We start from the raw sequence: 14,720 nt of genomic DNA, 5'->3' as shown, positions 1-14,720 counted from the left end.
AAGAACAGCCGTTGCGCGCGAGGCTTGTGCCGCCCATGCGCCGCCGACCGGATGGGGTGGTTCTTGCGGCAATCGGGCGTGGCAAACAGGGTCCGAAATTAACTGCGCCCGACCGCCTCGCACAGGCCAACCATGCGGCGCGCGGCGGCGGTATCGCCATCGCATACCGCGCCGGCCAGCCGGCATGTGTAATCGAGCAGCATATCAGGCAGCGGTTCGAGGATGCGTTCCAGCGCCACGGCATCGGATTGCAATTGAAAGTAAAAAATGCAGCGCGCCAGCATATGCAGCACCCTGTTGCCCGCCACATCGCCCAGCATCCGCCAGATCAGCACCTGGCCGGAATGGTCGGCGGTGTCGAAATCGCGGGCCTTCAATTCGTCCAGCGTGGCGCGCAGCAGGTCGGCCTGTTCGCTCGTTCGCCATTGTGCGGCATAGGTTGCGGTGGCCAGATTGATGGACCAGATGATGTCGCGCGATGTTTCCCGGTTCAGGTTTTGCAGCACGAAATGCGGATAGAGGGCGCGCACCACCGCGCCGGGCGAGGGCTGGCGCAAGGCGATGCCGCCACCGCGACCGGGCACCATCTCGATCATCTCCAGCTCTTCAAGGATGCGGATCGCCTGAAGGATGATCGGCCGCCCGCTGGAATGGGCTTCCTCCAGTTCGACCAGCGTGCCCAATCTGGCCCGACCGCCCGCTGGGACGGGGCGGGCCTGCAGGTCGGCCACGATGCGCCGCGCGATGACCAGCGCGCGCGTGTCGCCTGCGGCAGGCAGATGGTTGTCGGCCCGGTCGAACGTCCGGGCCAGCGCGGCAAGGATGTCGCCCGCAAAATCGAGCGAGGCCGCCGGGCGATGCGCCATTTCAGGCATCAGGATGTCGCGGGCGGCCAGCACCTCGTCCCGCCCCGCGCCGATGGCCGAGAGATAGATGGCCATCAGTTCAGCCGATTCGTCAATGGCCGGAACCCGCAGCGCCAGCCCCCCATGCACCCCCCGGCGCACCGAGCCGAGAAAGCGCGATTCCAGAATGCGCAAAGCCTGCCGCACCGCCTTGGGCGAGGCTTGATAGTCCTGCGCCAGATCGCGCTCTGGGCCGAAAACCGGCCGTCCGTCGCGATGATGAGCCAGCAGCGCGGTTTCAAATTCAGCGACCAGTTGGATGGCGGCCTTGCGCGGGCCATGAGATGGGATTTGCGACGCGGTTTCAAGCGATTTTGTCAGCATGGAAAGGTTCCGGGGCGGGGTTGCTTGTTCTGGGTGCCGTCCCTGATGCGATTTTGGACCCTCTTTTCCCCTCCGCGCAAGTCCTAATGCATCGATCAACGGGTGGGACAGCTCTGTACGCAGAGGATTGCTTTCGACCTGTGATGAAAAAGTATCACAAGAATGATATAGAGTGGAGGGGCTGATTTATTCTCAAAATATTGGGAATGAAATGCCGTGGGCTTTTAAAAGACTTCCTCCTCCGCTCGATAAATTCAGGAGGATTGAAAATGAGGAAATGGTTTCTGCTTTCGGCCACGGCGCTGGCCTGCAATATTGCATGGGCAGGCGGGGCTTTGGCCCAGACTGCCACCGCGCCGCAGGAGGCCAAGGAGATCATCGTGACCGGCGTTTTCGCGGCCAAGGCGGCGGAAAAGGCGCCCATTTCGATCAATGTCGTCACATCCAAGGATCTGGCCCAGCAGGTGGCGGTTTCCTCGGCCGATCTGCTCAAGAATGTGCCGGGCGTCTTTGTGAATTCGGCGCTGGGTGAAATCCGCAATGTGGTGTTCTCGCGCGGGATTTCGGCCAATTCTCTCGATGGCGCGGGCGGATACTATTACGTTTCGCTGCAGGAAGACGGGCTGCCGGTCGATCTTCTGACGGCCAGCAATTACGGGCCGGATTATTATCTGCGTTCGGACATCAATCTGGGGCGGCTTGAGGGCCTGCGCGGCGGCACGGCGGTGATCACCGGACCCAATGCGCCGGGGGGGATTTTCAACTATATCTCGAAGAACGGCAAGACCGACCCGGGCGTGGCGGTCGATCTGAAATTCGGCCTTCAGGGCAATGGCAAGCTGCCGCAATATCGGGCCGATGCCTATATCGGCGGCCAGCTTCGCGATAATCTCTATTACTCGATTGGCGGTTTCCTGCGGCTCGACAATGGCACACATGATGCCGGTTATGCGCTGAACAAAGGCGGTCAGGTGAAGGCCAACCTGCTCTATGATTACGAGGGCGGTTCGCTGCAACTGACGGGCAAATATTTGAACGATGCCAATACCTGGAACGAATTCACGCCGGCCTTTGGCGGCACGCGGATCGCGCCGGGCTTTTCCAATGTGACCTCGAACCTGCAACCGGTATCGGGCAGTCATTGCTATCCGGTGGTGGGCGGGGGCACGGGCTGCTGGAACCCGTCGAACCTGGTGCAGAATGAATCGATCGCACTGGGCCTCAACTGGCGGCAGGATCTGGGCGGGACGTTCAAGCTGGATAACAAGCTGCGCTACACCTACAACCGCTCGAACTGGGGCGCGGGCGCGGTGCTCTCGGTGGTGTCGCTGCAGGACCCCATCGTTAATATCCTGATGGGCACGGCTTTCCTCCAGCCCGGTACGCTCAATTATTACAATGCGGGCAGCGGCACTCTGGCCGCCTCGATGCAGGCGGGCGGTTCGCCCAGCGTCTTTGCGCCCGGTTATTTCAATGTCACCGCCAACAATCTGCCCAATCAGGGGATCATCGCGAACAGCAATCTGCCCGGCAATATCGGCGCCTATGTCGGCTTCGGCAATGCGCAGAAATCATGGTCGAACCAGATCTCGGACCAACTGACGCTGACCGGGGACGTGGGCAACCATCACCTTGCGCTGGGCGGGTTCATCGGGCTGGCCAAGCTTTCGACCGATTATTCGGGCGCGCCGGGCATCGGGTTGATGACCATGACGCCCCAGCCCCAGATGCTGACCGTCACCTATACGCCCAATGGTTCCACCACGCCCTATCTGGTCACCAGTCCGGCCGGTTTTGGCGGCGTGGGTCAGCCTGCGCTGACCAGCTATAACGGGACGCAGAAGCAATATTCGATCTTCTTTGGCGACAGCTGGAAAGTGACTGACAAGCTGACGCTGGAAGCGGGGGGCCGCTGGGAGGCGATCAATTACGACATCCGCAACCAGTCGTGGGTTTCCAGCCCCTTTGCCCTGTTCCCCATGGGCTTTGGCACGCCGGTGGGCGGGATCGACGGCAACCCCTACACGCTTTACGACAATGGCGTTTCCAGCGCGGGGGCGGTTTACCGGACCAAGCGGGATTACAATTATTTCAACTACTCGCTGGCCATCGACTATGACGTGACCGAGAATCTGGCCACCTATATCCGCTATTCCAACGGCAAAAAGGCGCCCGATTTCGGCGGCATTCAGAGCATCAACACGCCTGGCCAGATCGCCACCGCTTTCCCCGCGCCCCAGCGGATTCAACAGGTCGAACTGGGCATCAAATATGCGCGCGGCGGCCTCAACCTGCAATTCTTCCCCTTCTACAGCCTGCTCCAGAACGTGAACGTGCCTGCCGTGTTCAACTACACCTCCGGCCCGCAGACCGGTCAGCAATATGTCGAACCGGCGTTTCAGGGTCAGATCAAGACCTTCGGTATCGAAATCGCGGCCGCCGCCCGCGTCACGCCCAGCCTCAACCTGCATGGCAACCTGACCTTGCAGGACCCCAAGGCCAGCAATTTCTACAACTGGGCGCAGGGGCCCAAGGGCGACGGATCGGACGATGTGAAAACGCTGATCCCGCGCGGGGATGCGGACAACAATCCCAAGATCATCCTGCGCGGCGGTTTCGATTATGCGCCCGTCGCGGACGTGAAGATCTTCGGCACCGTGTCCTATCTTGGCAAGCGGGCGGCCAATGCGGCCAATGCCTTCTATCTGCCCGCCTTCACCACGGTGGACATGGGCGCATCGTGGAACATCACCAAGAACATCAAGGCCCAGTTCAACGTGAACAACCTGTTCAATCAGGTCGGCATCATGTCTTGGTCGGCCACCGGCTTCCTTGCCAGCCTCAACCGTCAGGGGCTGACGGCGGCGCAATACAATCCCAATGCGATCTATCCGGTTGTGCCCAGTCAGGCTCGCTCCTTTGTCTGGACGGTGTCGGCCAAATTCTGACGGTTTGACAGACGACGTTCCTCTCCTGATCCTCCGCAGCCTCTTGCAAGACGGCTGCGGAGGATGCCTTTTTTGGAGTTTGCCCAATGCGCAGAACCGTTCCGCTTTTCGCATTGCTGGCCGCCAGCGCTTTGGCCGGACCGGCTGTGGCCCAGCCCTTGAACGAGGGGTTTCAAAATCCGCCCCCCTCGGCCCGCCCGCGTGTGTGGTGGCATTGGCTGAACGGCAATGTCACGCGCGATGGGATCGACAGGGATCTCGACTGGATGGCGCGCATGGGCATCGGCGGGGTGCAGAATTTTGACGCCAATCTGGCCACGCCGCAAATCGTGGACAAGCGGCTGGTCTATATGCAGCCCGACTGGAAAGAGGCCTTTCGCCACGCGGTGATCGCCGCCGAGCAAAAGGGGCTGGAATTCACCATCGCCTCCTCACCGGGATGGAGCGAGACCGGCGGGCCATGGGTGCCGCCCGAGGATGGCATGAAAAAACTGGTCTGGTCGCAGACCAACCTGCCGGGCGGGCAGAGGTTCAATGGCAAGCTGGCCGATCTGCCCCATGTCACCGGACCGTTCCAGAACCTGCCCAGTGCTGAGCCTTTCGCTTCGGGCAAGGACGGAAAATTGCCGGAAGCCTCGGGACAGGTCGCCGTTCTGGCGGTGCCGTGGCGGGCTGAGGCCTTGCCTGTGCCCCATGTGGCCGAAGGGGATGCGCGGTCCCTTACCGATGATGATTTGCAGACCGGGCTGGACCTGCCTTTGGGCGCCGATGGCACGGCGGCGTTGGAAATCACCTATGACCGGCCGGTTTCGCTGCAATCCCTGCGTCTGTTTGTCCATGATGCCCAGCCGCCCTTTGCCCCGCCGCGTTATCACGGACAGATTGAGGCATGGCTTGATGGGGCATGGCAGAAGCTGGGCGATGTGGCGCTTTCGGCGGTGCCCGGCACGGTGGCTTTCCGCCCGGTGACGGCGGCTCGGTTCCGTCTGGTCATCGCGACCACCTCGACACCTCCGCCCGACAATTTCCTGGGCAGCGTGGCCGGGGCCGAGATCACCCCGCTTTTCCCATCGAGCGGACCTGTCACCAAAGTCCGCATCGGCGAATTGCGTTTTCTGCCCGGCCCGGTCGTGCATCAGGCCGAGGCCAAAGCGGGCTTTGCCACCGTGCCCGATTATGCCGCGATCGACACGCCCATTGCCGCACAAGGCGTGGCACCCGACGATATTGTGGACCTGACGGGTCGGGTCAAACCCGATGGCACGCTGGACTGGACCCCGCCTGCGGGCAAGGAATGGAGGGTTATGCGCTTCGGCTGGTCGCTGACCGGCAAGTCGAACCATCCGGCTACCGCCGAGGCAACCGGGCTGGAGGTGGACAAATATGATGCCGAGGCGGTCGAACGCTATATGCGCCGCTATCTGGCCCTCTACCGCGATGCTGTTGGCTCGGAATGGATGGGCGCAAAAGGCATCCGCGCGATCCTGACCGACAGTATCGAGGTGGGGGCCTCGAACTGGACCCCGCACCTGATGGAGGAATTCCGCCAGAGGCGCGGTTATGATCCGCTGCCCTTCCTGCCCGCCCTGACCGGAATACCCGTGGGTTCGACCGGCCAATCGGACCAATTTCTGCATGATTTCCGCCAGACTCTGGCCGATCTGATGGCACAGGCGCATTATGGCACCGTGGCCCGCGTGGCGCATGAAAATGGCCTCAAGGTCTACGGCGAGGCGCTGGAGGCGGGGCGGCCCGTCTTGGGCGATGATATGGCGATGCGGTCCCATGCCGATGTGCCGATGGCGGCGCTCTGGGCATGGACGTCGGGCAAGGGGCCGCGGGGCAGCTACCTTGGCGATATGCGCGGGGCCGCCTCGGTCGCGCATTTCTATGGGCAAAATCTGGTGGCGGCGGAATCGATGACTTCGGCCTATTCGCCATGGGCCTTTGCGCCTGCCGATCTCAAGCCTGTCGTTGATCTGGAATTCGCCTCGGGCGTCAACCGGCCCATCATCCACACCAGCGTTCATCAGCCTGAGGACACAAAGCTGCCGGGCCTGTCGCTGGGCATTTTCGGGCAATATTTCAACCGGCATGAAAGCTGGGCCGAGATGGCGCGGCCATGGGTCGATTATATCGCGCGCAGTTCCTATCTGTTGCAGCAGGGCCGGTTCGGGGCTGACATCGCCCTGTTCAACGGCGAGGATACGCCCGTCACGACTGCCTTTTCGACCGCAATTCCCAAGGGTCTGCCCCGGCATTACGGCTATGACTTCCTCAACGCCGAGATGCTCGGGGCCTTGAAGGTTGAGGGGACGACCGAAGGAAAGCGTGAGGCGGTCAGTCCCGGCGGCGTGCGCTATCGCGCGATCATGCTGGGCGGCACCAGCCGGTTCATGACCATTGGCACTTTGCGCCGCCTCAAGGCACTGGTCGAGGCGGGGGTGCCGTTGATCGGCGACAAGCCGCTGCATTCGCCCGGCCTTGGCGACGATCCGGCCAGTTTCGCGCGTGAGGCAGACGCCTTGTGGAACCATCCGCAGGTGATGCCGGGCGGCGATATCGAGGCGGCGATGGAAAGGCTGGGCATCACGCCGGACTGGCAGGCGTTGACGCCGTCGGGCGCGGATCTGCAATTCGTCCATCGCATCCTGCCTGACGGCGATATTTATTTCGTCAGCAATCCGAGTGATCGGACCATCAAAGCCGAAGTAGCCCTGCGGGCAGCCACCGCGCCGCAGGTTTGGAACCCGCGTGATGGGTCCGCCATGGCGGCTGGTGCGAGGGCGGATGGCGCGCGCACTATTGTCTCGCTCGACCTTGCCCCCCACGATTCCCGCTTTGTCGTGTTCGGTGCGGCACCGGGTATTAAACCCGCGCCCAAGGCCATCGGCGCCGCGCATCGGGCAATCACCATAGCGACGCCATGGCGGGTCCGCTTTGCCGGTCTGGCCGCTCCGGCGCCTGTGGTGATGCCCCGCTTGGTCGCTCTGGAAAAGAGTGCCGCCAAAGCGCAGCGCTATTTCTCGGGCACGATTACCTATGACAACAGCTTCATCCTGCCCCGTGGCCAGCGGCCGGGCATGCCGTTGCGGATCGACCTTGGGCGCTATGGCGATGTGGCGCAGGTGCTGGTCAATGGCCGACTGGCCGGGACCGTGTGGTTCGCGGGCGACCGGGTGGATATTGGCGCCTTCGTGCGAAAGGGGCGCAATGAACTTAGGGTGCGCGTGACCAATCTGTGGGTCAACCGCCTGATTGGGGATGCGCAACCCGGCGCCCGACCGGTCACCTGGACCGCCGTGCCCACCTATCGCCCCGATGCGCCCTTGCGGCCGTCCGGGCTGATCGGCCCGGTACGGATCTTATCGCAAGAAAAGCCTTGATTTGAATGTCTTTGGAGTCTCCATCCATGAAACGCCTTATTCCGCTTGTGTTTTCCGCCCTTGTCGCCACCCCCGCGCTGGCGGCCAGTCAGGGGGCCGATGTTGCCCGGATCGAGGCGGGCACCTATGCCGCCGATCCGACCCATACCGCTGTTGCCGCGCGGGTCGATCATCTGGGCTTTTCCAAGACCACCCTGCGCTTTGCCAAGGCGGGCGGGGAACTGACCTTTGACCCGGCCAGGCCCGAGGCGGCCACGCTCGATGTTTCGGTCGATGCCGCATCGCTCAGCACCGACACGGAAGCGCGCGACAAGGAATTACGCGGCCCCGGTTTCTTCAATGTCGCGGCCTTTCCCGCCGCGCGCTATGTTGCCGCCGGGCTGGTGCGGGTCGATGCCACCCATGCGCGGGTCAATGGTCGGCTGACCCTGCTGGGCGTGACGCGCGAGGTGCCGATGGAGGTCACGCTGATCGGGGTCGGCACGGGGCTTGCCAATGACAAGCGGATCGGCGTGACCGGCCATATGCAGATCAGGCGGTCGGATTTCGGCATGAAAACCTTCCTGCCCTTTGTCGGCGACGAGGTCAGCATCGACATTGACGCTGAATTTTCGAAGAAGAAGTAAATTATGAGCAACACCCCCCTCCGCTATCGCCCCATGGCCATCATCCTGCACTGGGCGATTGCCGCGCTGCTGCTGTTCCAGCTTGGGCTGGGCTGGCATATGGCCGACATGCCGCGCTCGGCGGTGATGTTTGCCGCGTTTCAGTTCCACAAGAGCATCGGCATGGCCATTTTGCTGCTCTCGCTGCTGCGGGTGGCGGTGCGGGTGGCCTGGCCCCGGCCCGCGCCGGTGGAGGGGCCGCGGTGGCAGACAAGGCTGGCCTCGGGGGTGCATGGGCTGCTCTATCTCTTCATGATTGGCGGGCCTTTGACGGGATGGGCGCTGGTGTCGACCGCGTCGGTGGCGGTGCCGACCTTGCTGTTTCACACCGTTCCCCTGCCGCATCTGCCGATCAATCATGGGTGGCATGACGGGATCGAGGCGGGCCATTCGCTGCTGGCATGGCTGGGGGCGGGGCTGATCGTTCTGCACATTGGCGGGGCGCTGAAACATCAGTTGGCGGCTCGGCGTGAGGAATGGGTGGTGCCGCGCATGATGCCCGCGCATGTCCGCTCTGTATGGGGCGCGGTGGTGCTGGCGCTGGGCGTTCTGGGGATCGCTTTTGCGCTGCCGTGGGTGCTTTATCGGGCGCCGTCGGCGGCGGCCGCGCCTTTCGCGCCCGCTGCGCCCGCGCCTGCCGCTTCTGAAGCGCCGCCTGTCGAGGAAACCCCGGTGGCCACCGCTTCGGCCGAGCCGGACAAACCGCTGACCCACGATTGGGCCATCGAGCCGGGCGGGCGTCTGGGCTTTTCCGCCACGGTCAACGGCGGGCCTGTCGAGGGCCGCTTCGGCAAATGGACCGGCAAGGTCACCTATGACCCCGATCATCCGCAGGCGGCGAAACTGACCGTCACGGTGCAACTGGCCAGCGCGTCGAGCGGGGATCAGACCCGCGATTCCATGCTGCAGGGGCCCGAATTCTTCGGCTCATCCCCGATGGGGCGGGCGGTGTTCACGGCCTCCGGGTTCAAGCCTCTGGGCAGCGGCAAATTTTCCGCCGACGGCGCCTTGGCCATCAATGGGGTCAAGGTGCCGGTCACGCTGAACTTCGACCTGAAGATCGCCGAGGACAAGGCCACCGTTAAAGGCAGCGCCCGGCTCGACCGGATTGCGCTGCATGTCGGCACCGGGCAATGGAGCGCGACCGACCAGATCGGCGCCGAGGTGGGCCTGTCGTTCAGCCTGAAGGCGCATCGACTGTAAAACAAGAGAGGGAAGGGCATGAAATCATACGTTCTGGGCGCGCTGGCGCTGCTGGTTGCCGGACAGGCGCAGGCGGCCGAGCCGCAGCTGGAATTCGCCTTTGAGGAGGTGGTGACGCTGGCGGGCAATGTGCCGGTGGGGACAACCGCGCTGGGCGGGCGTAACATCGTGCCGATCACCGGGGGCACGTTCAGCGGTCCGGGCATTTCGGGCAAGGTCATGCCCGGCGGGTGGGACTGGCAATTGCGGCGCGCCGACGGCTGTTTGCAGATCAAGGCCGATTACATGCTGCAAACCGACGACGGCACGATCATCAATGTCCTCAATCAGGGCGTGTCATGCCCGCCCGAGCCGGGCCGGGCGCCCGGTGTGCGGACGTTCCCGGTGTTCGAGGTGCCGATGGGCAAATATGGCTGGCTGGCCAAGGAAGCCTTTGTCGGCATTCTGGTGCCCGAGACCCAGCCGGGCGGGGTCCGTTCGGTGCGGATACGCTTTTACCGCGTGAATTAGGGCTGGCCTACACCAGCCCGGTTGCGAATTTATCGGGGTGGCGGGGGCATCAGCGTGGCGCTGTCCCAATGCTCGTCCGCTTTGCCATCGACAAAGCGCCACATGTCGAACCAACTGGTCGTATAGGGTTTGCCCGGGGTTCGAGGATCCGGCAAGGTCGATACCGTCACCACTACCACGTAGTCACCTTGGGCCAGAACCTGAACTACGGGGGCGGATAGCCGAACCGGGATCGGTTTGGGTTTGGTCCTGATGGCCGCAAAGAAGCCGACCACTGCGGCGCGTCCTGTGGCCTGCTGCGTGCCTTCGGACACCAGCAATGCCACCTGCGGCTTCCAGAAAATGGCCGTCGCATACCAATTGCCCTGCAGCGTGTCGCTGGGCTCTGGCGACGCAAAGGCAGCCTTAATCCGGTCGCGCAGCTTTTGCGTGCAATGCAGAGTGAACATCGCTGAAAGAGGCAGACGGGTTCACCTGACATATCCAGCCAAGCTCATCGCCGCCAAACGGCTATACAGAGCTATTGGCAGCGAAGTCGAAAGTAGTCACAGGTCCAAAAATCAAAGCAGCGGCGTCGGTTGTGTCCTTCCCATGGCGTCTGCGGAAGTATGCTTCAGCCAGCCAAACTCGTATTTGCCAGCATTTGGCATAAGCTCCTACGCAGAAACGGAAAAATGACAGCGGCGATGGGGAGGCGGAACGACAACAGCGCAGGATCGAACGCGGAGGGCCTGGAAGCACCGCATCCGAACAATGAAAATGCCATGCGGCGCAGGCTGCACGCACCTGTCGTCCAGTTCAGACTAATTGCTCGGCTTTCGCAACCCGGACCTGACCGAAAGTCATCGTGACAAGCCCTGCCCCTGCTGCACCACCCATTCGGGCATGACCGTCAATGCAACAACCTCAACGCCTGCTGGATAACCTCCAACCCCAATTCATCTGGCGCAGGCTCGAGCGGATAGGCTCGCAACATGGCCCGATTCGACTGGAGTGCGTAGCCAAATACGGCGCACCATATCGTCGCGATGCGCACGGCACGCTCACGGTCTGACAAATGAGTCGTCAATGCGGTCACCTCACCGCGCAGTTGCTGGAAACCCTGCTCCTGCGCGGTGGCCAGTTCGGGGGCGAGCTGCGGGCGGATCAGTTCGCTCTCGTACATCAGCGTGAATGTGTGCGGATTTTCGACGGCAAATCGAATGAAGCCCAGAAAAGAGTGGGAAAGCGCCGTCTCGCCGGTCATCTCGCTGTCGGAAGGAATCGCGGTTTTTTCAAACATCGTGCGATACCCTTCCAGCGCGACAGCGATCAGCAAGGCACGCCGGTCGGCGAAATGATGATAGGGTGCTCCCGGAGAAACCCCGACAATTTCTGCCAGCCTTCGCATGGTAAGCCCTTCGTGCCCTTCGCGCGCAACGATTTCGACGGCAGCGGCGAGCAGTTCTCGGCGCAGATCCTCGCGGTGCGACGGTTGGCCGCGTCGCTCAATCTTTGTCACTTTTTTCGGCATCGACAGCGCTCTTGCTTTGATTCGGACCGACTTGCAAGCGCGAAGGAAAGGCGCGGATCGGCTGGGCAATCATCTGGACATATCGCACCGAGTCATCGCCAGGCCACACCCAAACCGAAAACGCATCCCCTCCAAAATTTCCCTTGCGCGCGGATTGAACGGCATTTAATAGGGGGTCTAATAATCGCTGATTAATAGGGCTGGTGCGAGTCCGACGGCGACGGGAGAGAGCATATGACAGGTTTTCGGTACGGCGTTTCGCTGTACAGCTATACCGACGATTTCGGCACGGTGATGACGCTTGATGATGCGTTCGATCATGTCGCTGACACAGGTTCCACCGGAATCGAAATCCTGGGTTAGACAAGCGTCCCGCTCTATCCCGAGCCGCCGGTTGTCTGGATCGACCATTGGTTCGCGCAACTTGAGCGTTACGGCCTCGAGCCGACGAACTTCGCCTGCTGGGTCGACACCCGCATCCAGATCGACCGCAACATGAGCGTCGAGGAAGGCGCGGTGCAGATCGCCCAAGACCTGCGACTGGCGCATCGTCTTGGCTTCAAGTTCATTCGCCCCAAGTTCGGGGTGATTGATCGCACGTTGACCCCCGACCCTATCTGGGAAGGGGCGGTCGAGCGCAGCCTCGATCTGGCGCAGCAACTCGACATGATGATCCTGCCGGAGATCCATGCCCCCACGCCGATCCGTCATCCGGTGACAGAAGGCTACGTCAACTTCATCGAGCGTACCGGCACGAAGAACTTCGGGCTGATGATCGACACGGGCATTTTCCAGGACCGGCCGCTCGATGCCTGGGGCGGTGGGGATTTCGAGGCGATCAAGAAGGGCGCGCCCGAGATGGTCTATGGAACCAAGGTGCCGGTCGATCACCTCGACGACATCATCCAATACGTGCCGTTCATCCAGGCCAAGTTTCACCGCATCGACGAGAACCTGCACGACCATCAGATCCCATGGGACCGGATCGTGCCGAAGCTCAAGGCGCTGGGCTACACCGGCTACCTCTCCAGCGAATACGAAGGCGCGCGCGATCCGTGGGTGGCGATCGAGCAGGTGCGTCGTCAGCACGCGTTGGTCCGCAAACTTGAAGCCGAATATGAAGCTGCCAACGGAGGCCTCGTCGATGCTTGAGCGCACCCATATCCAGAGCACCGGTTTTCGTAACGTTGGCCCGGTTGAGGCGCGCACGGGCTTCGAGGTCCGGTTGCTTCAGGCCAATTATCGCAGCAGCCGACTCAGCCTGATCGAGGGCGTTGACATCACGGTTGACGGGGTAACCTATCCGGCCGAGCAAAGCCGCATCCGTCTTGGAGATCGCGAATACACCCACGCGGAAATGGCCGCTGAAACGCAGGCCCGGCTTTACGTCGGTGACCATTTCACGGTCATCGTGCCCAAGCCGGGCGGACTGGAGGCGGGCGTCCATCTGGTGGCGAGCGCCATCCGCTACCGCCACCCCTATTTCCCGCCCGAACACCAGCCTACGATTGCGCGCAACCAGCGCCACGCAACGATCGTCATGCGCTGAACAAGTGCCCGGCTGCAGGATGGGCATGCGAAAATGTCATGCAGCCCCGACAACTCTGAAAGGAAGCAGGATGCAAACGAGGCAACATTTGCTGTCAGCTCTGGCGACATCCGCGTTCGCCATGTTGTCCATCGGCACGGCGACGGCGCAAGCCCCGCAACAGGCATCCACGCCTGCTCCACGCGCAGAATGGGTTACCCTGGGCACAAGCGGTGGGCCGTCGGTGCAGGCCGAGCGGTCGCAAATCGCCAATGCGCTTGTCGTGGGCGATGCGGTCTATCTGTTCGATGTCGGCAACGGGGTTCAGCGCCAGATGGCCAAGGCGCATATCCCCGAGCGGAACGTGGCGGCTGTGTTCATTACCCATCATCACCTCGATCACAATGCGTCGCTCGGTCCGATCATCGTGACGCACTGGTCGTTCAAGTCGGGTAAGCTGCCGATCTACGGCCCGGCGGGAACGGTTCACTTGGCGAGCGGGCTGGCCGCAGCCAACACGCCGACCGAACTCGCCGGCTTCCCCACCGCAGGGCCTGCCAAGCCGCCGGCCACCGCCGAGATCGAACCGCATGATCTGCCTGACGATATCCAGCAGCCCACGCTCGTTTTCCAGGACAGCCGCGTGCGCGTCTGGGCAATCGGAGTGGATCACTATCAGGTGAAGCCATCGATCCCGCTGGCGAAGATGCCTCAGGCGGTTGCCTATCGGGTCGAGGCCGGGGGACGGGTGTTCGTCTTCACCGGCGATTCAGGGCCTTCGGCGCGGTTGATCAAGCTGGCCAGCGGCGCTGATGTGCTGATCAGCGAGATCGTCGAGCCAGAGGCGGTCGCCAACCAGTTGATGAAGAACGCGATGGGCGCAGCGCCCAGGGTGCGCGATGCGGTCATAAACGGGATGAGCCACAACCACCTGTCCTCTGCCGAAGTCGGCAAGCTTGCAAGCACGGCGCAGGTGAAGCGCGTGGTCCTGACCCATTTTGTGCCGTCTCCTGAAGTGGTCAGCGACCGCAGCGGTTTTACGGACGGAATCTTCCCGAGGAGATGGCTTGTCGGTCAGTCCACCATATCGGCCACCAGGCGCTGCATTTCGGCGGCAGTAAGAACGCCCGAGGACAACGGGACCGCAACGGAAGGACGGATTGAAGAAGATTTCAAAGAGAAAGCGATATATTTCAGAATTGCACGCATATAGATTATCAAAAACTCGGGTAATTCACCGCCCGGACGGCGGCATACGGATAGAAAAGGATGGCATCCCGCCTCGGCAAGCAGCGCAAGACAGGCAAATTTCCCGCGCCCGGCCCGCGATCACGCAATGCGGATCAAGCAGGCCAGACACGGGCCGTCATGTCGAAAGGAAACCCTTCGTCACGACGGACAGTTCCCGGTGCCCCTGCGGACACCGGCGAACAGCTTGATCAGGCGGCAACCAGATTGACAGCGGACTGCTTGCCGCGACGATCGGTTTCGACCTCATAGCTGAGGCGCTGATCCTTGTTCAGCGTGGTCATTCCGGCCTGCTGAACGGCGCTGATATGGACAAAGCTGTCATTGCCGCCTTCTTCGGGCGCAATGAAGCCATAGCCTTTATCAATATTGAAGAACTTGACGGTGCCGATGGTCATGGGTGTTTCCTTTTCACGAAAACAAGAGAACCCACCCGCAAAAGTGCAGGGTGGAGCTGGCAGCATGTGAAAGGAAGAAAAACCGAACGAAT

Annotated in this window: 13 protein-coding genes; 9 read left to right on the top strand and 4 right to left on the bottom strand. The window is 62.1% G+C overall.

Annotation, left to right across the window (positions count from 1 at the left end):
• Positions 1–98: 98 nt before the first annotated feature.
• Positions 99–1,229, bottom strand: coding sequence for a hypothetical protein (locus PQ457_RS19490; RefSeq protein WP_273619470.1), 1,131 nt, complete (start codon positions 1,227–1,229; stop codon positions 99–101).
• Positions 1,230–1,498: 269 nt separating this feature from the next.
• Here PQ457_RS19490 and PQ457_RS19485 point away from each other — a divergent pair, with 269 nt between their 5' ends.
• The 5 genes from PQ457_RS19485 (at position 1,499) to PQ457_RS19465 (ending at position 9,941) form a co-directional block, all read left to right on the top strand.
• On the top strand, positions 1,499–4,177 hold the full coding sequence (locus tag PQ457_RS19485; RefSeq protein ID WP_273619469.1) for a TonB-dependent receptor domain-containing protein: 2,679 nt from the start codon (positions 1,499–1,501) through the stop codon (positions 4,175–4,177).
• A gap of 86 nt (positions 4,178–4,263) precedes the next feature.
• Positions 4,264–7,563 carry a glycosyl hydrolase gene (locus PQ457_RS19480; protein WP_273619468.1) on the top strand — a complete coding sequence of 1,100 codons (3,300 nt, stop codon included), beginning with the start codon at positions 4,264–4,266 and terminating at the stop codon, positions 7,561–7,563.
• Positions 7,564–7,589: 26 nt separating this feature from the next.
• Positions 7,590–8,189: a YceI family protein gene (locus PQ457_RS19475; RefSeq protein ID WP_273619467.1), complete on the top strand. Its 600-nt coding sequence runs from the start codon at positions 7,590–7,592 to the stop codon at positions 8,187–8,189.
• 3 nt (positions 8,190–8,192) lie between these two features.
• Positions 8,193–9,431 (top strand): YceI family protein, encoded by a 1,239-nt coding sequence (locus tag PQ457_RS19470; RefSeq protein WP_273619466.1) that lies wholly within the window; start codon positions 8,193–8,195, stop codon positions 9,429–9,431.
• Positions 9,432–9,449: 18 nt separating this feature from the next.
• Positions 9,450–9,941: a DUF3237 domain-containing protein gene (locus PQ457_RS19465; RefSeq protein ID WP_273619465.1), complete on the top strand. Its 492-nt coding sequence runs from the start codon at positions 9,450–9,452 to the stop codon at positions 9,939–9,941.
• Between the two features lie 29 nt (positions 9,942–9,970).
• Here PQ457_RS19465 and PQ457_RS19460 read toward each other — a convergent pair whose 3' ends face one another.
• Both PQ457_RS19460 and PQ457_RS19455 read right to left on the bottom strand, forming a co-directional pair.
• Positions 9,971–10,390 carry a nuclear transport factor 2 family protein gene (locus PQ457_RS19460; RefSeq protein WP_273619464.1) on the bottom strand — a complete coding sequence of 140 codons (420 nt, stop codon included), beginning with the start codon at positions 10,388–10,390 and terminating at the stop codon, positions 9,971–9,973.
• Between the two features lie 443 nt (positions 10,391–10,833).
• Positions 10,834–11,454, bottom strand: coding sequence for a TetR/AcrR family transcriptional regulator (locus PQ457_RS19455; RefSeq protein WP_273619463.1), 621 nt, complete (start codon positions 11,452–11,454; stop codon positions 10,834–10,836).
• A 234-nt stretch (positions 11,455–11,688) separates the two neighbouring features.
• Between PQ457_RS19455 and PQ457_RS19450 the strand changes: the two genes are divergently transcribed.
• The 4 genes from PQ457_RS19450 (at position 11,689) to PQ457_RS19435 (ending at position 14,195) form a co-directional block, all read left to right on the top strand.
• Positions 11,689–11,817: a hypothetical protein gene (locus PQ457_RS19450; protein WP_273619462.1), complete on the top strand. Its 129-nt coding sequence runs from the start codon at positions 11,689–11,691 to the stop codon at positions 11,815–11,817.
• A 39-nt stretch (positions 11,818–11,856) separates the two neighbouring features.
• Entirely contained in the window at positions 11,857–12,606 is a 750-nt protein-coding gene (locus PQ457_RS19445; RefSeq protein WP_273620407.1) for a sugar phosphate isomerase/epimerase family protein, read from the top strand.
• On the top strand, positions 12,599–13,003 hold the full coding sequence (locus PQ457_RS19440) for a C-glycoside deglycosidase beta subunit domain-containing protein (protein ID WP_273619461.1): 405 nt from the start codon (positions 12,599–12,601) through the stop codon (positions 13,001–13,003). Before PQ457_RS19445 ends, PQ457_RS19440 begins: the two co-directional genes overlap by 8 nt.
• A 121-nt stretch (positions 13,004–13,124) precedes the next feature.
• Positions 13,125–14,195: an MBL fold metallo-hydrolase gene (locus PQ457_RS19435; protein WP_273619460.1), complete on the top strand. Its 1,071-nt coding sequence runs from the start codon at positions 13,125–13,127 to the stop codon at positions 14,193–14,195.
• 226 nt (positions 14,196–14,421) lie between these two features.
• On the opposite strand, the gene PQ457_RS19430 is transcribed toward PQ457_RS19435, so the two are convergent.
• Entirely contained in the window at positions 14,422–14,628 is a 207-nt protein-coding gene (locus PQ457_RS19430; RefSeq protein ID WP_273619459.1) for a cold-shock protein, read from the bottom strand.
• Positions 14,629–14,720 lie beyond the last annotated feature (92 nt).

It is taken from the genome of Novosphingobium humi (genome assembly GCF_028607105.1).
Classification (GTDB): Bacteria; Pseudomonadota; Alphaproteobacteria; order Sphingomonadales; family Sphingomonadaceae; genus Novosphingobium; species Novosphingobium humi.
Note: the sequence above shows the minus strand (reverse complement) of the source record. Positions and strands in the feature narration are given on the sequence as shown.

Bases quoted from the DNA above. Each gene is read 5' to 3' on its own strand.
- PQ457_RS19480 (WP_273619468.1), top strand. From the start codon at position 4,264: ATGCGCAGAACCGTTCCGCTTTTCGCATTGCTGGCCGCCAGCGCTTTG.
- PQ457_RS19435 (WP_273619460.1), top strand. From the start codon at position 13,125: ATGTTGTCCATCGGCACGGCGACGGCGCAAGCCCCGCAACAGGCATCC.
- PQ457_RS19460 (WP_273619464.1), bottom strand. From the start codon at position 10,390: ATGTTCACTCTGCATTGCACGCAAAAGCTGCGCGACCGGATTAAGGCT.
- PQ457_RS19475 (WP_273619467.1), top strand. From the start codon at position 7,590: ATGAAACGCCTTATTCCGCTTGTGTTTTCCGCCCTTGTCGCCACCCCC.
- PQ457_RS19440 (WP_273619461.1), top strand. From the start codon at position 12,599: ATGCTTGAGCGCACCCATATCCAGAGCACCGGTTTTCGTAACGTTGGC.
- PQ457_RS19485 (WP_273619469.1), top strand. From the start codon at position 1,499: ATGAGGAAATGGTTTCTGCTTTCGGCCACGGCGCTGGCCTGCAATATT.
- PQ457_RS19430 (WP_273619459.1), bottom strand. From the start codon at position 14,628: ATGACCATCGGCACCGTCAAGTTCTTCAATATTGATAAAGGCTATGGC.
- PQ457_RS19455 (WP_273619463.1), bottom strand. From the start codon at position 11,454: ATGCCGAAAAAAGTGACAAAGATTGAGCGACGCGGCCAACCGTCGCAC.
- PQ457_RS19470 (WP_273619466.1), top strand. From the start codon at position 8,193: ATGAGCAACACCCCCCTCCGCTATCGCCCCATGGCCATCATCCTGCAC.
- PQ457_RS19450 (WP_273619462.1), top strand. From the start codon at position 11,689: ATGACAGGTTTTCGGTACGGCGTTTCGCTGTACAGCTATACCGACGAT.
- PQ457_RS19465 (WP_273619465.1), top strand. From the start codon at position 9,450: ATGAAATCATACGTTCTGGGCGCGCTGGCGCTGCTGGTTGCCGGACAG.
- PQ457_RS19490 (WP_273619470.1), bottom strand. From the start codon at position 1,229: ATGCTGACAAAATCGCTTGAAACCGCGTCGCAAATCCCATCTCATGGC.